Origin of the sequence: Catenuloplanes niger (assembly GCF_031458255.1) — a bacterium.
In the GTDB taxonomy this organism is placed as follows: Bacteria; Actinomycetota; Actinomycetes; order Mycobacteriales; family Micromonosporaceae; genus Catenuloplanes; species Catenuloplanes niger.
The window spans coordinates 1,555,672-1,569,652 of record NZ_JAVDYC010000001.1; the positions used below are offsets into that span (position 1 = coordinate 1,555,672).

At 74.6% G+C, this 13,981-nt stretch carries 14 protein-coding genes; 7 read left to right on the plus strand and 7 right to left on the minus strand.

Annotated elements, in window-relative coordinates; translation table 11 throughout:
• The first annotated feature begins 23 nt into the window (after window positions 1–23).
• The 4 genes from J2S44_RS06805 (at window position 24) to J2S44_RS06820 (ending at window position 4,251) form a co-directional block, all read left to right on the plus strand.
• A complete protein-coding gene (locus tag J2S44_RS06805; RefSeq protein WP_310409902.1) occupies window positions 24–1,010 on the plus strand; it encodes a tripartite tricarboxylate transporter substrate binding protein in 987 nt (328 codons plus the stop codon).
• The gene (locus J2S44_RS06810; protein WP_310409903.1) at window positions 1,007–1,450 is read left to right on the plus strand and encodes a tripartite tricarboxylate transporter TctB family protein; all 444 of its coding nucleotides are present in this window, start codon (window positions 1,007–1,009) and stop codon (window positions 1,448–1,450) included. Before J2S44_RS06805 ends, J2S44_RS06810 begins: the two co-directional genes overlap by 4 nt.
• Before the next feature lie 15 nt (window positions 1,451–1,465).
• Window positions 1,466–3,055, plus strand: coding sequence for a tripartite tricarboxylate transporter permease (locus tag J2S44_RS06815; protein WP_310409905.1), 1,590 nt, complete (start codon window positions 1,466–1,468; stop codon window positions 3,053–3,055).
• An 86-nt stretch (window positions 3,056–3,141) separates the two neighbouring features.
• Window positions 3,142–4,251 (plus strand): acyltransferase family protein, encoded by a 1,110-nt coding sequence (locus tag J2S44_RS06820; RefSeq protein ID WP_310409907.1) that lies wholly within the window; start codon window positions 3,142–3,144, stop codon window positions 4,249–4,251.
• On the opposite strand, the gene J2S44_RS06825 is transcribed toward J2S44_RS06820, so the two are convergent.
• Genes J2S44_RS06825 through J2S44_RS06835 form a run of 3 tightly spaced genes read right to left on the minus strand, consistent with a single transcriptional unit; the run spans window position 4,232 to window position 6,791 of the window.
• Entirely contained in the window at window positions 4,232–4,732 is a 501-nt protein-coding gene (locus tag J2S44_RS06825; RefSeq protein ID WP_310409910.1) for a hypothetical protein, read from the minus strand. The two genes, J2S44_RS06820 and J2S44_RS06825, sit on opposite strands and share 20 nt — an antisense overlap.
• A complete protein-coding gene (locus J2S44_RS06830; protein WP_310409912.1) occupies window positions 4,729–6,123 on the minus strand; it encodes an ATP-binding protein in 1,395 nt (464 codons plus the stop codon). Before J2S44_RS06830 ends, J2S44_RS06825 begins: the two co-directional genes overlap by 4 nt.
• The gene (locus J2S44_RS06835; RefSeq protein ID WP_310409913.1) at window positions 6,120–6,791 is read right to left on the minus strand and encodes a response regulator; all 672 of its coding nucleotides are present in this window, start codon (window positions 6,789–6,791) and stop codon (window positions 6,120–6,122) included. Before J2S44_RS06835 ends, J2S44_RS06830 begins: the two co-directional genes overlap by 4 nt.
• Window positions 6,792–6,902: 111 nt before the next feature.
• On the opposite strand from J2S44_RS06835, the gene J2S44_RS06840 reads away from it, so the two are divergent.
• Window positions 6,903–7,634, plus strand: coding sequence for an SGNH/GDSL hydrolase family protein (locus tag J2S44_RS06840; protein WP_310409915.1), 732 nt, complete (start codon window positions 6,903–6,905; stop codon window positions 7,632–7,634).
• Window positions 7,635–7,805: 171 nt separating this feature from the next.
• Here J2S44_RS06840 and J2S44_RS06845 read toward each other — a convergent pair whose 3' ends face one another.
• Window positions 7,806–8,468, minus strand: a complete 663-nt coding sequence (locus tag J2S44_RS06845; protein WP_310409917.1) for a TetR/AcrR family transcriptional regulator — start codon at window positions 8,466–8,468, stop codon at window positions 7,806–7,808.
• A gap of 85 nt (window positions 8,469–8,553) precedes the next feature.
• Between J2S44_RS06845 and J2S44_RS06850 the strand changes: the two genes are divergently transcribed.
• Both J2S44_RS06850 and J2S44_RS06855 read left to right on the plus strand, forming a co-directional pair.
• Window positions 8,554–9,681: an FAD-dependent oxidoreductase gene (locus J2S44_RS06850; protein ID WP_310409920.1), complete on the plus strand. Its 1,128-nt coding sequence runs from the start codon at window positions 8,554–8,556 to the stop codon at window positions 9,679–9,681.
• Between the two features lie 51 nt (window positions 9,682–9,732).
• Window positions 9,733–11,646, plus strand: a complete 1,914-nt coding sequence (locus J2S44_RS06855) for a DUF6528 family protein (RefSeq protein WP_310409922.1) — start codon at window positions 9,733–9,735, stop codon at window positions 11,644–11,646.
• Window positions 11,647–11,696: 50 nt separating this feature from the next.
• Here the strand turns inward: J2S44_RS06855 and J2S44_RS06860 are convergent, their stop codons facing one another.
• From J2S44_RS06860 to J2S44_RS06870, 3 genes are all read right to left on the minus strand, one after another.
• On the minus strand, window positions 11,697–12,146 hold the full coding sequence (locus tag J2S44_RS06860) for an Imm1 family immunity protein (RefSeq protein ID WP_310409924.1): 450 nt from the start codon (window positions 12,144–12,146) through the stop codon (window positions 11,697–11,699).
• Entirely contained in the window at window positions 12,143–12,601 is a 459-nt protein-coding gene (locus J2S44_RS06865) for a DddA-like double-stranded DNA deaminase toxin (protein WP_310409926.1), read from the minus strand. The genes J2S44_RS06860 and J2S44_RS06865 overlap by 4 nt, the downstream gene beginning before the upstream one ends.
• 639 nt (window positions 12,602–13,240) lie before the next feature.
• A complete protein-coding gene (locus J2S44_RS06870) occupies window positions 13,241–13,942 on the minus strand; it encodes a WXG100 family type VII secretion target (protein ID WP_310409928.1) in 702 nt (233 codons plus the stop codon).
• Window positions 13,943–13,981: the final 39 nt, after the last annotated feature.

The following is a 13,981-nucleotide window of genomic DNA, read 5'->3' on the forward strand; positions in this document are numbered from 1 at the left end:
CCTCACAGGAGGTCGGATACGCCATGACACACCGAATCCGGGCGGCGGCGGCCGTCCTCACCCTTGCGCTCGCCGGCTGCGGCGGGAACCTCGGCACCGGGTCCACCGACGGCGACTTCCCGAGCCGGGCGATCACGCTGCTGGTCGGCCAGGACGCCGGCGGCAGCACCGACCTGATCGCCCGCGCGCTCGCCGACCGGCTCCCGGACGAGCTCGGGCAGCCGGTCACGGTCCAGAACCGGCCCGGCGCGAACGGCGCGGTCGCCGCGAAGGAGGTGGCCGCGGCGAAGCCGGACGGGTACACGCTGTTCGTCTTCCCGGGCACGCTCGCCTACATCACGCCGCTCGCGGTCTCGCCCGCGGAGGCGGTCGACATCACCGCGTACGACGTGGTCACCGGCATCTCGCAGGACGACTTCGTGCTGGTCGCGAACCCGGACACCGGCTTCCGGACGGTCGCGGACATCGTCGGCGCGCGGCGGCCGATCACGTACGGCACCACCGGCGTCGGCACCGGCAGCCAGCTCACCCAGGCGTTGCTGTTCGCGCAGACCACCGGCGTGCGGGCGACCGCGGTGCCGTTCGACGGCGGCGCGCCGACGCTCACCGCGGTGCTCGGCGGGCAGGTCGACGTCGCGTCGATCCAGCTCGGCGAGGCGCAGGAGCAGATCAGGGCCGGCGCGGTGACGCCGATCGTGACGTTCGCCCGGACCCGCCCGTCGTACCTGCCGGACACGCCGACCGCGGTCGAGGCCGGCTACGACGTACCGGTGCAGCAGTCGCGGGCGATCGCGGTGCCGAAGGGCACGCCACCGGAGATCGTCGAGCGGCTGCGCGGCGCGTTCGGCACCGCGTTCGCGGCGCAGGCGTACCGGGACTTCAACGCCACCCGCCTGCTGACGCCGAACGAGGTGGACGGGCCGACGCTGGTCGGCCAGTGGACCGGATCGCTGCGGACCTACCGCGACCTGGTCACCAAGTACGACATCGACCTCAGCGGTACGCCGTGAGAGCGGCCGGCGTCGGGACGAACCTGGCCGTGGCCGGGGCCGTCACGACGCTCGGCGCGGCCGCGCTGGCCGGGGCGATCGCGCTCGGCACCGGCCGTCCCGCACAGCCCGGCCCCGGCGCCTGGCCGGCCGTGCTCGGCGGCGCGCTCGTGCTGCTCGGCATCGCGCTCGGCCTGCGCGCCCGCGTCACCGGCGACGCGGAACGCTTCACCCGCGGCGCGCTGCCGGTGCTGACCGCGCTGGCCGGCATGGCCGGGTTCGCCGCGGTGGTCGGCGTGGTCGGCTTCGAGATCCCGGCCGCGCTGCTGGCGTTCGTCTGGCTGCGCCTCCTCGGCCGCACGTCGTGGCTGCTCGCCACGCTGCTCAGCCTCGGCCTGGTGACCGCGCTCTACCTGCTCTTCGTGGCCGCGCTGGACGTGACCGTCCCGCACCTGTTCTAGCCCGGGAGGTCGTCCGTGGGTGACGTGCTCGGCGGGTTCGCGGTCGTCCTCGAACCGGCGAACCTGCTCTACTGCCTGATCGGCGTGCTCATCGGCATGCTGATCGGCGTGCTGCCCGGTCTCGGGCCGGCCGCCACGATCGCGATGCTGCTGCCGGTCACGTTCGGCCTGGAACCGGTCACCGCGATCATCATGCTGGCCGGCATCTTCTACGGCGCCCAGTACGGCGGCACCATCACGTCCGTGCTGCTCCGGCTGCCCGGCGAGGCGTCCTCCGTGGTCACCGTGTTCGACGGCCACGCGCTCGCCCGGCAGGGCAAGGCCGGGACCGCGCTGGGCATCGCCGCGATCGGGTCGTTCGTCGGCGGCACCGCGTCGATCGTGGCGCTGTCCCTGGTCGCACCGTTCGTGGCCGGGTTCGCGCTGGACTTCGGCCCGCCGGAGTACACGATGCTGGCGCTGCTCGGCATCCTGCTGGTCGCCACCATCTCCGCCGGCGGGCGGTTGAAGGCGCTGGTCGCGGCCGCGGTCGGGCTGCTGCTGGCGACGGTCGGGCGGGACGGGTTCACCGGCGCGGAACGGTTCACGTTCGAGAGCCTCGCGCTGGCGGACGGCATCGACTTCGTACCGGTGGCGATGGGGTTGTTCGGTCTCGGGGAGATCCTCTACAGCCTGGAGGAGCGGCAGCGGTCCCCGGAGGCGCCCGCGCGCGTCGCCAACGTGTGGCCGAGCGGCGCCGAGCTGCGGCAGGCGAGCGGCGCGATCGGGCGCGGGTCGGTGCTCGGGTTCGCCCTCGGCGTGCTTCCCGGCGGCGGGGCCGTGCTGTCCTCGATGGCCGCGTACGCGCTGGAGAAACGCCGGTCGAGGACGCCGGAGCGGTTCGGCAACGGCGCGATCGAGGGGGTGGCCGCGCCGGAGACCGCGAACAACGCGGCCGCCACCTCGTCGTTCATCCCGCTGCTGTCGCTCGGCATCCCGGCGAACGCGACCATGGCGGTGATCTTCGGGGCGCTGCTGATCCAGGGCGTGGCGCCCGGCCCGCAGCTGGTCACGCAGAACCCGGAGTTGTTCTGGGGCGTGGTGAACAGCATGTACGTCGGCAACGTACTGCTGCTGATCATGAGTATTCCGCTGGTCGGGCTGTTCGTGCGGATCCTGCGCGTGCCGCCCGCGGTGCTCGCGCCGGTCACCGTGCTGATCACGCTGATCGGCGCGTACACGGTGAACAACAGCGTCTTCGACATCGGCCTGGTGGTCGCGTTCGGCGCGCTCGGCTACCTGATGCGCAAGCTCGGCTTCGACCCGGGCCCGCTGGTGCTCGCGTTCGTGCTCGGCTCGTTGCTGGAGAGCTCGCTGCGCCGGTCACTGCTGCTCTTCGGCGGCGACCCGGCCGGGTTCCTGACCCGCCCGATCGCCGCGGTACTGCTGGCCGCGCTGGTCGCGGTGACGGTGCTGCCGCTCGTCACCCGGCTGCGGCGCGGCCGGCCGGCGACCCCGGACGACGCGCACCGGGCCCCGGCGGACCCGGGCGACGCGCACCAGGTCCCGGCGACCCCGCGCGACGCGAACGATGCCCCGGCGGACCCGACGCGAACCGAACGCTGAGCCCGGGCAGGCACCGTCCCGGTTCGCGACCCGATCGCGACGTCGTCACCGCGGAACCCGGACCCGGCGCGGGCAGCGTCGCGGGCATGCGAGTCGTCACCTCACTGGACGGGCTGCGCGGGCTGGCCGTCGCCGGCGTGCTGCTGTTCCACACCGGTCACCTGCCGGGCGGGTTCCTCGGCGTGGACCTGTTCTTCGCGCTGTCCGGTTACCTGATCACCGCGCAGCTGCTGCGCACCCCGGACCTCACCCTGACCGAGTTCTGGGAGCGGCGGATCCGGCGGCTGTTCCCGGCGCTGCTGGTGCTGCTGACCGTGACCGTCCTGCTGGTGTGGGCGTTCGGGTCGGAACGGTTGCGGCGCACGACGCTGACGGACGGACCGTGGGCGCAGGCGAGCCTGGTCAACTGGCACCTGCTCGCGGAGTCGGCCGGCTACTGGGACCGGTTCGGCGAACCCCGGGTCTTCGCGCATCTGTGGAGCATCGCGGTGGAGGAACAGTTCTATCTGGGGTGGCCGGTGGCGGTGCTGATCGCGGGCCGCCGCCGGACCGGGTGGGTGGCGGCGACGGGTGCGGTCGTCTCGTTGCTCGTGGCGGTCGCGCTGGTCGATCCGGCCGATCCGAGTCGCGTCTACACCGGCACCGACACCCGCGCGTTCGCCCTGCTGCTGGGCGCGCTGGCCGCCGCGGTGCCGGTGCCGGCGAGAACCCCGGCGGCCGTGCCGTCCGCCCTGCTCGCGGCCGGGATCGGGGCGGCCTGGCTGCTGACCGACGACGCCGGCGACCCGGCCGGGCTGTTCCTCTACTCGCTGGCCGCGTCCGCGTTGATCGCGCTGTGCGTGCACGACGAACGCACACCGGTCGCCCGGGCGCTGTCCTGGCGGCCGCTGCGCTGGGCCGGCGGCATCTCGTACGGCCTCTACCTGTGGCACTGGCCGGTCATCGTGCTGCTGCCACCGGACCGGGCCGGCCTGGACGGCTGGGCCTGGACCGCGGTCGTCACGTCCGTCTCGGTCGGCGCGGCCATGCTGTCGAAACACCTGGTCGAGGAACCGGTCCGGTTCCGTGCCCGGTGGGCGCGGGGACGCACCGGAGCGGCCGTCCTCGCCGCCGCCATGCTGGTGCCGGCCGCGCTGTGGTGGCTGGTGCCGGAACCCGCGCCGGCCCGGGTCGACGTCACCGACCTGCCCCGATGACCGGGCAGTCGCGCACGGTGCCCGACTCCGGCGACGGGATGGTCAACGACACCCGGACCCGGATGTCGCGGGGCTCGCCGCGCTGCACCGCGACGCCGACCGCGGTGCACACGATCTGGTCGATGCCGCGCGAGGTCACCTCGTAGCCGGCGAGCGGCACGGCCAGGTGCATCAGTCCCGGCGAGGTGGTGACCACCACGCGCGTCACCCCGCCGGCGGACGTGATCTCGGTGTGCACGTCGCCGTCCCGCGGCGGGCCGGCCAGCAGCAACGCCAGCGCCTCCGGGACGGTGCCCAGCCGGCCGGTCTCGCGCAGCTGCGGGACGAGCCGCCCGGCGTCGTCGACGAAGTACAGCGTCACGCCCGGCGCCACCCCGGTCGGCGCGTCGCCCGCCGCGACCGGGTCCGACGCGGGCACCCCGCACCCGGCCAGCAGCAGCGCGGCCGACAGCACGGCCGGCAACGGCCGGTGGCGTCTCATCGATCCTCCGTGGGGTGCAGGGGCAGCCGGAGCGTGAACAGCGCGCCGGCGCCGGTGTCGGCGGCGGTGAGGTCACCGCCGTGCAGGCGCGCGTTCTCCCGCGCCAAGGCCAGACCGAGACCGCTGCCGGGGGTACGGGTCCGGGCCGGATCGCGTTTCCAGAAGCGCTCGAACAGGTGCGGGAGCACGTCCGCCGGCAGTCCCGGCCCGGCGTCGGCGACCGACAGCAGCGCGTGCCCGGCGTCGGCGGTGACCCGGATCCGGACCGGCGGCCGGCCGTGCCGGAGCGCGTTGCCGACCAGGTTCGCCACGATCACGTCGACCCGGCGGTGATCCAGCCGGGCCCGGACGCGGTCCGGTGCGGACAGGTCCACCGCGGCGGTCCAGCCACGGGCGCGCAGGCAGTCCCGTACCGTCTCGCCGAGATCCGCGTCCTCGAGGCGCAGCCGGGCGGTGCCGGCGTCGAAGCGGGACACCTCCACCAGATCCTCGACCAGGCGGGTGAGCCGGCCCACCTCGGTGATCGCCATCTGGGCCGACTCGCGCGCGTCCGGTTCCAGGTCACGGGTCGTGGCCTCCAGCACGTCCACCACCGCGGTGAGCGTGGCCAGCGGCGTACGCAACTCGTGCGACACGTCCGCGGCGAACCGTCTCGCCTCCGCGCGCATGCGGTGCGTCCGCTCCATCGAGGCCTGCAACGACGCGGCCATCTCGTTGACGGTCACCGTCAGGTCGGTGAGCTCGTCGCGGCCGCGCGGCGTGGCACGCGCGCCGAGGTCGCCTGCGGCCAGGCGCCGGGCGGTGTCCCGCAGGCGCCGGACCGGGCGCAGCACGCTGCCCGCGGCGGCCAGTGCCAGCAGCACCGACAGCGGCAGCGCCAGCGCGGCGGTCCGCCCGGCGGACCGGACGAGCCCGTCGATGCGCCGGTCGACCGGGCCCAGATCGCGAACGGTGTAGACCTCGATGCCGGACGGGGTCCGGGTGCCGTCCACGGCGGTGACCAGCACCGGTGTGCCGATCAGCAGCTCGGGCCGGCCGGCCGTGACGGTGCGCTGCGCGACGAGCCGGCGCTCGGCGCGCACCGCGGCCCGGACCGCGCCGAGGTCCAGCTCCGTGATCGTGCCGGCCGCGGAACGCAGGGCGTGGTAGGTGACGAGCGTGTCCGCGCCGACGGCGGCGCGCAGCCGGTCGAGGCTCGCCTGGTCGGGTGGATGGAGCAGCTCCGGCGCGACCGCGGCGATCTGGCCCGCGACCGCGACGGTGAACTGCTCCTGGGCGGCGGTGACCAGGGCGGCGCTCGCCGAGGTGACGCTCGCCCAGGTGGCGGCCACCGCGCCGAGCACGGTCACGCTGACGAACGCGGCCAGGAACCGGCCGCGCAGCCCGGTCATCGCCCGAACCGGTAGCCGAAGCCGCGGGCGGTCCGTACGTACTCGGGCGAGGCCGGATCAGTCTCGATCTTGGCGCGGAGTCGTTGTACGCAGTTGTCGACCAGCCGCGAGTCGCCCAGGTAGCCGTGCTCCCACACCTCCTCGAGAAGCTGCTGCCGGCTGAAGACCCGGCCGGGGCTGCGCGAGAGGGTGAGCAGCACCCGCATCTCGGTGGGGGTCAGCGAGACCGGCTCACCGCGGATCGACACGGTCAGCGCCACCGTGTCGATCCGCAGATCACCGTGGGTACGGATGCCGTCCGGGTCGCCGACGCTGCGGCGCAGGACCGCGCGGATGCGGGCGTCGAGCACGGCGGGCCGGGCCGGCTTCACCACGTAGTCGTCCGCGCCCGCCTCCAGACCGCCGACCACGTCCACGTCGTCGGCCCGCGCGGTCAGCATGATCACCGGCAGGTCGCCGTGCGCGCGGATCCGGCGGCAGACCTCGAACCCGTCCAGGTCCGGCAGCATCAGATCGAGCAGCACCAGGTCCGGTGGGGCCGCGGTCAGCGCACGCAGCCCGGCCGTCCCGGTCCCGGCCGTGCGCATGTCGTACCCGTGCCGGGTCAGCGCCAGCTCAAGACCACGCCTGACCAGTGGGTCGTCCTCGATCAGCAGTATCGCCACCACCGGTCGAGTATCCCGGGCCCGGTCCGGGACGCCAGCGGTACGCGGCCGCTGCGACACAGCTGCGACACGGCGTCGCGGTGACCGGGACATCGCGGCGGCACCGTCGACGGCATGCAGATCTTCCGCACCCTGGCCACCGGACTCCTCGGCACGCTCGCCCTGACCTCCGCCTGCACCACGGCAGCGCCCTCGGCCGGCCCCGCGCCGGCCCCGCCCGGCGGCGCCACCGTGCTGTTCGCCGGCGACTCGATCGCGGCCGGCCAGTCCGTACCGATGTCGGAGGCCTTCGCCGCCGCCGGCGTGCGGTTCCGGTCGATCGCCGCGGAGGGCGGCGGCAACGTCGTCGGGCCGAACGCGGCAGCGACCTGGCAGACCCTGTCCGCCGCGCTGGACACCGAGGACCCCGCGGTGGTCGTCTACCAGATAACCACCTACGACTGGGGAACGGTGCGCGACCAGGAGGCCGCCTACACCCGCCTGGCGAGCACGGTCGCGGAGGCCGGAGCCACCCTGGTCGTCGTCACGATGCCGCCGATCCGGCCGGACGACTTCTACGCCCCGCACATGGCCGAGCTGGCGCACGCGCGCGACGCCGCCCACGCGGCCGTGCGGGCGTCCGCCGGCCGCGCCCGGCTGCTCGACGCGGCCGCGGTCTGGGGCAAGACGTTCCAGCAGCGGGACCGCAGCAGCGACGGCGTGCACACCTGCCCGCAGGGCGCGGCCCGGTTCACCGCCTGGCTGCTCACCGAGCTGGCCGGGATCCTGCCGGGATTCACCCCGGCCGCGCCGGAGACCTGGGCGAACACCGGCTGGTCCGCCGACCGCCGGTTCGTCGGCTGCTGACCCCACCGGCCTCCGGCGAGCGGACGACCGGCCGCGGCCCGGGCGATGCTTCCCGGCGCGGTCCGAGCACGTCACGGCGCCCCGGGCCGGGTCAGGACCGATCGGGCCGGGTCAGGACCGGTCGGGCCGGGTCAGGACCGGTCGGGCCGGGTCAGGACCGGTCGGGCCGGGTCAGGACCGGTCGGGCCGGGTCAGGGCTCGCGCCCCGGCCAGGAAGATGTCCACCCCGGCGAGGAACTGTTGCCGGTCGTCGTGGTCGCGCAGCACGGCCGCCGTCTCCCGCACGATCGGGTCGTCGTCGTGCTGCGCCCAGCGCGTGGCCAGGTCCTCGAGGTAGGCGCGGCGGGCGGCCTCGTCCGGGGCGCGCCGGGCACCCGCGGCGTGCTGGGCGGCCGCGCCGAGCACGTAGTTGACCAGCGCCGATCCGGTGTTCGGCAGCGCGGTTCCGGTGAGGCCGAGCCGGCGCAGCGGCCCGCCGACCGTCTTCCAGATCCGCAGGACGGCCGGTTGTGCCGGGTCGCGGGCCAGCTGCGCGCCCAGCCACGGGTGCGCGTCGATCGCCTCGAAGATCGCCAGCGCCACGGCGCGGACCGCCCGCTCCGCGTCGTCGTCGTCGGCCAGGCCGGTGAGCGCCCGGCCGACGACCCCGTCCGCGGCCGCGGCGAGCAGGTCGTCCTTGCCGCTCACGTGGTGGTAGATCGCGCCACGGCCGGTGGCCAGCCGGGCGGTCACCGCGCGGACCGTCAGGCCGGCCTCGCCTTCCGCGTCGAGGAGCTGCACGGTGGCGTCGACGATGCGGTCCCGGGAGAGCGCGTCGCCGCGCCGAGGGCTCATGATCCCATCTTGACAGACTTGGACCGACGGTCCAATAGTGGTGGCCATGGACCGCTGGTCCAATCTTCGGAACGGAAGGACGATCATGACCACCCCCGTCACCATCGTCGGCGCCGGCCTCGGCGGCCTCACCCTCGCCCGGGTGCTGCACACGCACGGCATCGCCGTCACCGTCTACGAGGCGGACGCCTCCGCCGGCGCCCGCACCCAGGGCGGGCAACTCGACCTGCACGAACACAACGGCCAGCGCGCCCTGGAGATCGCCGGGCTCACCGCGGCGTACCGTGCGATCATCCACCGCGGCGGCGGCGCCCAGCGCGTGCTCGACCGGCACGGCACGGTGCTCGCCGACGTCCCCGACGACGGCTCGATGGCGCGGCCGGAGGCGCTGCGCGGCGACATCCGCCGCATCCTGCTGGAGTCGCTGCCGAGCGGCACCGTGCGGTGGGGACGGCGCCTCCGCACGGTGACACCGGCCGGTGGCGGCCGCCACGAACTCACGTTCACGGACGGCTCCACCGCCGTCTCCGACCTGCTGGTGGGCGCCGACGGCACCTGGTCGACGGTGCGGGCACTGCTCTCCACGCACGTTCCGGCGTACGCGGGACTGAGCTACGTGGACACGTTCCTGCACGACGTCAGCGAGCGCCACCCCGCGGTCGCGGCGGCGGTCGGCGACGGCGCGACGTACGCCCTCGCTCCCGGCGAAGGCTTCCTCGCGCACCGCGAGAGGGGCGACACCGTGCACGTGTACGTGGTGCTGCACCGGCCCGCCGCGTGGTTCGAGGACATCGACTTCACCGACGCCGGCACCGCCCGGAAGCGCGTCGCCGCCGAGTTCGACGGATGGGCACCCGCCCTCGTCTCGCTCATCGCCGACGCCGACACCGCGCCGGTCCTGCGCGCCGTCCACCGGCTGCCCGACCGTCACCGGTGGGACCGGGTGCCCGGCGTCACGCTCCTCGGCGACGCGGCGCACGTGACCGTTCCCGGCGGCGAGGGCGCGAACGTCGCGATGCTCGACGGCGCCGAACTCGGCCAGGCGATCGCCCGGCACCCCGGCGCGCCGGAGGACGCGCTCGCGGAGTACGAGCGGGTGATGTTCGACCGGGCCGGGGCCGAGGCCGTCGCGGCCCACGAGACCATCGAGTTCATCTTCGGCGCCGGCGCGCCGCACGCCCTGGCCGGCCTGCTCAACGGTGCCGGAACGTGAAAGCCTCCACTACCATCCGGGCCCGGACGATCGATCCTGAATGGAGTGTCGATGAACGCACGGGGAATCGGGGGCGCGGTCGCGGCCGCGGTGTGCGCGGCGCTGCTGGCGCCGGGAGCACCGGCGCGGGCCGCCGCGGACGACTATTCGATCCTGATCGGCGACCTGCGGAACCACACGATCCTGGAGATGGACCCCGCGGTGCCGAACTGGAACAGTGCCGCCGCGGTGAAGTGGGAGTGGGCGCCGACGGCCGCGCGGGGCTTCTCCGCGGCCGAACTCGCCGGCTTCCGGGGCGGCAACGACTTCCGGCTGCGGCGTACGGCGACGGGTGCGCAGCGCGTCGTGGTGGTGGACGGCGCGGGGCTGGCGACCGTGATCGGCTACGGCGGCGCCGACGACAAGAAGCGGATCTGGGCGCACAAGGCCCCGGCCGCCGACAACCGGCACTCGATCGAGCTGCTGCCGGACGGCAACGTCGCGGTGGCCGCCACCGGGGGCAGCGGCTACGTGCGGGTGTACGCGGCGTCGCAGGGCCCGTCCGCCACCGCGTACGGCGAGTACGTGCTGGCGGGTGCGCACGCCACGCTCTGGGACCCGCAGTTCGACCGGCTCTGGGTGGCCGGTGACGTCGACACCGCGGCCGGCCCGCGAGGCGCGCTGATCTCGCTCGAGGTCGGTGGCCCGGCCTCCGCGCCGGTGCTGCGCGAGGACCGCCGGGTGGTGCTGGACAGCCAGTGGGCGCACGACGTGTCGGCCCACGAGTCCGACCCGGCCAAGCTGTGGGTGACCACGAACGCGCGCACCTACCTCTACGACAAGGTCACCGGCACGTTCGCGGCACCGGGCGCGGCCTGGGACCGGCCGTTCGTGAAGGCGGTCGGCAGCCAGCCGTCCGGGCAGGTGGTGCAGACGATGGTGGACGTGCGGAAGAACCCGCAGGGCGCCTGCTACCTGAACAACCCGAACGACTCGTTCCGCGACTGGTGCACCGAGACCGTGGACTTCTTCGGGCCGGACAGCAGGCGCACCCGCAGCGGCGCGGCGATCTACAAGGCGCGCGTGATGAGCCCGTACTACAGCGTCGCGGACGAGGCGCTGCGCGGCCGGGTGCGGGACGTGACCCGGAACGCGGCCGGCGCCTGGGCGGCACCCACGGCCTTCGACAACAACGCGAACATCCGCCGGAGCGCGGCGGCCGCGACCCCGGACGGGCGCCTGCACGCGGTGAGCCTCGTGCACGCCAGCGGCGTCTGGTACAAGAGCCGGGAGGCGTCCGGCACGATCAACAGCGCCGCGAAGATCGACGACAACACGCAGATCAGCGAGGTGGCGATCGCGGCCGATGCCGACGGCAACCTGCACGTGTTCACGCTGGTCCCGGGCGGCGGCGTCTGGTACCGCAAGCGCACCGGCGGCGTCTGGGCCGAGCACTCCACCCAGATCGACCAGAACGGGTCCGTCTCCGCGATCGCGGCCACGGTCAGCCCGTCGGCCGGCACGGTGCACGTGCTGACCGTCGTGCCGGGCAGCGGCGTCTGGCACCGGACCGGCAGCACCGCCGGTGTCTTCCGCTCCAGTGCGAAGATCGACGAGAACGGTACGCTCGCCGGCGTCTCGGCCGCCGCGCTGCCGGACGGCACCGTGCACGCGTTCACGGTCACCCACTGGGGCAGCGTCTTCCACCGGGTGCGGACCGCGGCCGGCGCGTGGCAGTCGTCCGCGGCCGTGCCGACCCGGGCCGGCACCGGGCAGGTCACCGCGCTCGCCGCGGCCGGCTGGCCCGGCACGGCGCTGGAACTGGTCACGGTCCGCTCCGGACTCGGGCTCTGGCACCAGGCCCGCGGCGGCGGCACCTGGCCGTCACCGACCCGGATCGACGGCGACGCGAGCGTGCTGGACGCGTTCGCCGTGCCGCTGACGGACGGGACGCTGCACGTCGGGAAGATCTCCGAGATCTCCTGAGGCCGGACGGCGGGGCATCGGCACGGCCGGTGCCCCGGGCGTCCCGGCGATCAGATGATCGGTTCCCAGGTCACGCCGGCCGTCGGGCGGGAGCCGGTGGTGACGTACTCCAGGACCAGGCGGCGGGCGGTCGCGGCGCTCACCCGCACCCGGGAACCGGACAGCGTGATCGGGGCGTCGTCGGCCGACCACATCACGGTCAGCGGCTCACCCGGCGGGTGCTCCACCGCGATCGTGCCGTCCAGCAGCCAGGTCACCGCGGCCCGGCCCGCCTCGACGTCGATCTCGACCCGCAGGCCGTCGCCGTTGCCGGCGTACCCCTGGGAGAACGCGCGGGGCGAGATGTCCTCGCCGTCGCCGCGCGGGCGGATCCAGATCGCCTGCCCGGTGCCGCCGGTCTGCCGGATCATGGACGCGACGTCGTCGAAGACCTCGGCCGCGGTCTCCCGGTCCGGGATCGGCTCGACGTAGGCCTGGTAGTCGATGAGCAGCATCGTCATGGCCGCAACAGGCTCCCGTCGCCCTGGTAGGTCTTCCGGTAGTACGTCTGGCCGCCGTCGGTGGTGGTCCAGACCGTCATTGTGCTGCCCGCCGGCAGCACGCCGGGCAGGAGGGTGTCGCAGTCGACGCCGTTGCGCTGGTCCCGCGCCCGGGTGCCGCAGGTGCCGTTGTCCAGGACGACCTCGGCGTGGGTGTCGCCGCCGGCCCGCATGTCCGCCGCGATCTTCATCTCCACGTGCTGGTAGAGCACGTCGGGCGCCTGCGGCCACGGCGCGCCGTCCGGCGGGCGGTGGATGCGTGAGTGGTCGACGTCGTTCGCCGGGCCCCGGTCACGGCCGCCGGAGTAGACCGGTTCCGCGTTCGGGTCGTCGACGCGCTGCCCGGTGGTCGGCCGGTTGACACCCTCCGGCCGGTCCAGCATGGTCGCGCCGGCGGCCCGGACCTCCGGGGACACGTCGGGGTCACTCGCGTCGAACCGCTCCCAGTCGCCGTCGACCGGATCGAAGGGCCCCGGCGTGCCGGCACCGCCCGGTGCCGCACCGGAATCACCGGCGCCGTCGCCGGTGCCGTCGCCGTCGCGAGGGCCTCCGTTGTCCTCGGCGGCGCCGCGGTCATCGGGCCGCCCACCGCCGCCGGAACCGGAGCCAGTGCCTGATCCCGAGCCGGAACCGGAGCCAGTGCCGGAACCAGAATCGGTGCCAGAGCCAGAGCCAGAGCCGGTGCCGGAGCCGGAGCCGGTGCCAGAGCTGGTGCCGGTGCCGGAATCCGTGCCGGGACCCGAGCCCGCGCCGGGATTCGGGCGTGCGCCGCCTACTGGCGTGGCTCCGCCGTTCGGCTGGCCGAGGTCGAGCGAAAGCGCAAGCTGTTCGTGCCGCTCACTGGCGCTACCGGCATTGCCGGCCGGTCGGCGGCCGCGGCCCGGCCCGCCGGAGCCCGACCCGCCGTCGCGCCCGGACCCGCCGGTCCCTGCTCCACCGTCACGCCCGGACCCGCCGTCACGCCCGGACCCGCCGGATGCCGAGCCGTCGTTGCCGCCCGGCCCGCCGCCTCCGCCCGGCGGCCTGCCGCCGCCCCCGCGCGCCATCCGGGCTCCTCAGCCGACCAGCTTGGACAGGTTGGTCAGGCTGGTGACGAGTGCCGTCGTGTACAGCAGGATGCGCCCGGCCCACTTCACCACCGCCGCCGCGATCTGCGCCGCGACCACCGGGATCGTGACCACGAAGATCGCCTCCACCGCCCACACGATCACGCGCGCGACCAGGTCCGCGATCAGATCGCGGACGATGTCCCGGGTCAGCGCGATCAACTCGGTCGCGCCGTCGGTCGCGGCCGCCATCAGCAGCGCGACGCCGCCGAGTCCCATCGCCGCGTCCACGTTGTTGACCATCAGCGACCGGTAGGCCACCGCCGCGTGCCCCTGCCAGTCCGGCACGTCCCCGGCCAGGTGCGACTGCAGGTCGGTGCCGAGCTGTTCCAGGTAGCCGGCCATGTTGCGCCACGTCTCCGCGTGCGCCTGGGTGATCGCGGGGATCCCGGTGAGCGCGTCGAGCATCTCGCGGAGCGGCTCGAAGTACTCCATCGCCCACCCGAGCCCGTTGGCCAGCAATGCGCTGAACGGGTCCAGCGCGGCCGAGGCCACCTCGAGCCCGAGACCCACCCCGGCGAGCGTGGTGTCCACCCAGGTCCCCTCGGTGACCGCGACGTAGACGTCCTCGATCCCGTCGAGCAGCCCCGCGCCGGTCCACGGGCTGTCCTCGCCGTACGTGACGTCGGCGACCAGCGGGTTGTCGCTCATGCCGGTGTACCGCCGCGCCGCGGTCGCGACGCCTCACCC